Here is a 3645-nt window from a genome sequence, read left to right on the forward strand (position 1 = left end):
CACTCAAACCGGGATGGAAATAAAAGTTATTAAAATCAATACAATGTGAAAATTCAATGAGCATAAGCGTGTAACGTAGGTTTACTGTCTCATACAACAAACCCACCAATAATTCAAGACGTCCTCCACGGGGCGCTTACCCAAGAAACAGCCAACGATAAACAGCACCATCACGCGGCGCGTGGCCGCCGATAGCACGACCCCCGGCAGATGGGCGCGTTTAAATATAGTGCATACGCCAGAATACCGCCGAAGAATTCCGGTACGCGAAACAGCGGCAGACGCTGTAGTAGCCCGGTATAAGGCACACCATACTGTTGCTGCCAAATAACCCACACCGGCGGCAACAGATAGACCAGCATGCAGATCCCAAGCCATAGCCAGGGGTTGCGCACATTCATCAGACGCGGCGGCGCCCAGGGGAACAACAGATAAAAGAAAAACAGCGCCGACAGCGACCAGAGCGGCGCATTGAACGTCAGGAAATAGGGATTCCACGCCTGTAGTATAAACAGCTGTAGAACGCTGTTAAACGCCAGCTGCACGTTATCCATGTAATGACGGAACAGTTCCGGATGCGTCTGGCCCAGGATTTCATTGGTGTCATACACCACAAACCGGATTGTCGCGCCGGGACCTTCGGGCGGTATCGCCAACCATTGCATGAACGTAACGACCAGCATGGACGACACCAGCGCCACGATATGAATGGGATAGAGATTAAATAACCGCTTACGCCAAAAATGGCTGGCCGGCTCGCGCAATCCGCGGCTGCGAATATAGACATGGGCGAGTAAAAAACCGGATAGGACAAAAAAGGCGCTGGTGGCGAAAAAGCCCATACTGGTCAGTTCGCTCAGACCAAACACCGCATTGAATTGCGGATAGTGATGAGCGGTATGATAAATCATCACGTAACAGCCAAGCAGGAAGCACAGCCACTCCAGGCCTATGAACCGTTCCTTTTCCAGTTGAGTCATTTTTCCTTCTCCGGACTGTAAGCGTCAATTACGATAGCGGGCAGGTCAAACATCTGATATTTAGCAATGTATTTATTATATTTTATAATGGTGATCCATCTAACCTAATGAGCTCATCCCGAATTTGATAGAGTAAGGGTTCTCGAGTTACTTTATGAGCAGTCCGGCGACATCGCCGGTCATCAAAGCAACGGCCGCAGCGGCGCAGCGGCGAACAGAGAGGGTCATGAACGTCTTTATACCAAATCGGCGGCTTTGCGCCGTCATGTCCTACGTCATTATGGGATTTATCTTAGGCGCCCTTACCGCTGGCCCTTTCTTCTGTCCGTTCCCCGCCGTGGCGTGGGTCAACCCGCAGGACAATGAAATACCTTGCTAAGCCAACAACAATCGTTGCCCAGCCTCGGGGGCGCAAGTGTAAACGAAAGCGGTTCGGAAAAGAAGTTGGAGACGATCGCCAGACAAATGGTGGAGGTCAACCAGGATGAGAATAACGATCAAACCTGGCGCAGCTATCTGCTGGGGGAGGCGAAAGATCGCGTCCTTAACCGGCAGCAGCAAAAAAGCGAAGCGATGTTATCTCCCCTTATACCCAAGTCCAGCTAAATGTCGACGAAAGCGGCCGCTTTAGCGGCAGTTCCGGCCAGTTGCTGTTACCGCTGGACGACCAAAAGACGCGCGGTCTGACGTATGGCCAACTGGGCGTGCAGGGCGTGGATGACGACATTGTCGGCAACATGGGCCTCGGCCAGCACTGGAACGCCGGACGGTGGCTGCTGGGCTTGAACGTGTTTTACATCAATACCTGCAGCATGATAGCGTGCGCCGGGGCAGCGTTGGCGCTGAAGCGCGCAGCGATTACCTGTCGTTGTCGTCCAATTACTATTACCCCCTGTCGGCAATGCACGCCCTCAATGATGATGATGAACGGGTGCGCATGGCCAGCGGTTACGATATTACTACCCAGGGCTATCTCCCGTTTTATCGCCAGTTGGGCGCCTCGGTTAAATACGAACAGTACTTTGGGCAACGGGTGGATGTCTTCGATAGCGGTAATTATCGCGCCAACCCGGCGGCGGTTGAGCTCGGTGTCAGCTACACCCCCGTACCGCTCATGACGCTGTCCGCCGGTCATAAGCTAGGGGACGGGCGGCGAAAGCGCTGAACAGTATCAGCTTACCCTCAATTATCGCCTGGGCGTGCCGTTATACAGGCAGTTATCGGTGGATTATGTGGCCGAGGCGCATTCGCTGCGCGGCAGCCGCTATGATCAGGTACAGCGCAATGCTGTGCCGGTTCTGGCGTTTAAACAGCGCAAAAGCCTGTCGGTGTTCCTGGCGACCCCGCCCTGGTCGCTACAGCCGGGCACGTCGCTGGCGCTTAAAGTGCAGGTGTCGGCGCGGTATCCCCTGACCGCGGTGAGCTGGCAGGGCGATACCCAGGCGCTAAGCCTGACCCCGCCGGCCGACAGCGGCCAGCCCGATGGTTGGTCAATTATCCTGCCCCCCTGGGATGATGCCCTGGCGCCCGTAATCAATATCGCTTATCGGTGACGGTGGAGGATGAAAAGCAGCAGCGCGTGACCTCCAACTGGATTGTGTTGAAACTTAACGCGCCGCTGACGTTTGCAGCCCGCGACGGGGCTTAAGCCGAGGGGCTGGCCGTGGGCGGTGCTGTCGCGCTTCTCTCGCCATAGCGAAAGGGAAACAGGCCACAGGGAAAAGGCTTATTGCCCTATAATATTCTCCCGGCTTACGGCAAAATACGACAAGCGAAACGGTAGTCGGCTCGAATAGTGTTGGTGGTGCAAGGGGAATAGCGCTATTTTAACCCAGGGCGCAATTTTGACCCAAGGCACAATGCGCAGCGCTTCATTAAATTTCACTACGGTTTCTTCCCTTATTCTCCATTTTTTCTTCATTATTATTACGCAGAAATTGAGTGATAGGCTTTAACATATTTACTCAGGCTCGCACTACTTGAAGTTAACTCGCGTAAAGTTATTCTTGTAATGCACGCTTCGGTGTTTATTTCGCACCGCGGCATACAGGTAAAAATAATGAGGAAATATCATGTGTAAATTAACCGCATTCGCTCTGGCCACGACGTTGATGTTAGGTACCGTCCAGCTTGCTTCCGCCGCCGATACCGCCGCGGCGCCGGCCGCTTCGGAGAGTGCGAAAATGCATCATCATCCGAAACACGGGCCCATGATGGAGCAGATGTTCAAGGACCTGAATTTGACCACCGCCCAGCGTGAACAGATGCGCGATATTTCACGCGATGCGATGAAAAATATGAAGAAGCAGTCGGCTGACGAACATAAACAGCTCCATGATGTCATTGCCGCCGATAATTTTGACAGCAGCAAAGCGCAGGCCCTGGTCACCAGTATGTCACAAGCGCAAAATGAAAGAATGCTGGCTCGTCTGAAAATGCAGAATAAAATGTATAATGTCCTGACCCCGGCGCAGAAGCAGGAATTCAATAAGAAATTTGAAGCGCGTCAGGCGAAAATGGCGGAACTGCAGATTCCGACGTATCCGATCATCTGTTCCGGCGACATCCGATCAGTTATTCCGATATTTTCCGATCACCCATTCCAGTGATATTCGATCACGTGTTCGCTCATCTTCTGACTCAGTTTTAGTCTATTTTTCCTGTG

General features: G+C 52.9%; 4 protein-coding genes and 2 pseudogenes. 5 read left to right on the plus strand and 1 reads right to left on the minus strand.

Annotation, left to right across the window (positions count from 1 at the left end; translation table 11 throughout):
* Positions 1-224 precede the first annotated feature (224 nt).
* A pseudogene (locus ACMX3H_RS17645) lies at positions 225-980 on the minus strand (acyltransferase family protein); the annotation flags it as partial.
* Between the two features lie 372 nt (positions 981-1352).
* Between ACMX3H_RS17645 and ACMX3H_RS17650 the strand changes: the two are divergent.
* The 5 genes and pseudogenes from ACMX3H_RS17650 (at position 1353) to spy (ending at position 3589) form a co-directional block, all read left to right on the plus strand.
* Complete coding sequence (locus tag ACMX3H_RS17650) at positions 1353-1586, plus strand: hypothetical protein (protein ID WP_415211734.1); 234 nt, start codon at positions 1353-1355, stop codon at positions 1584-1586.
* Positions 1587-1627: 41 nt separating this feature from the next.
* Positions 1628-1717: pseudogene (locus ACMX3H_RS17655) on the plus strand (hypothetical protein); the annotation flags it as partial.
* A 32-nt stretch (positions 1718-1749) separates the two neighbouring features.
* Positions 1750-2145, plus strand: coding sequence for an inverse autotransporter beta domain-containing protein (locus ACMX3H_RS17660; RefSeq protein ID WP_415211735.1), 396 nt, complete (start codon positions 1750-1752; stop codon positions 2143-2145).
* 34 nt (positions 2146-2179) lie between these two features.
* Positions 2180-2533 carry a hypothetical protein gene (locus ACMX3H_RS17665; protein ID WP_415211736.1) on the plus strand — a complete coding sequence of 118 codons (354 nt, stop codon included), beginning with the start codon at positions 2180-2182 and terminating at the stop codon, positions 2531-2533.
* A gap of 519 nt (positions 2534-3052) precedes the next feature.
* On the plus strand, positions 3053-3589 hold the full coding sequence (gene spy, locus ACMX3H_RS17670) for an ATP-independent periplasmic protein-refolding chaperone Spy (RefSeq protein WP_415211737.1): 537 nt from the start codon (positions 3053-3055) through the stop codon (positions 3587-3589).
* Positions 3590-3645 lie beyond the last annotated feature (56 nt).

The organism is Sodalis sp. (in: enterobacteria) (assembly GCF_047607725.1).
Taxonomy (GTDB): Bacteria; Pseudomonadota; Gammaproteobacteria; order Enterobacterales; family Enterobacteriaceae; genus JBLKSS01.

Bases quoted from the DNA above. Each gene is read 5' to 3' on its own strand.
- spy (WP_415211737.1), top strand. From the start codon at position 3,053: ATGTGTAAATTAACCGCATTCGCTCTGGCCACGACGTTGATGTTAGGT.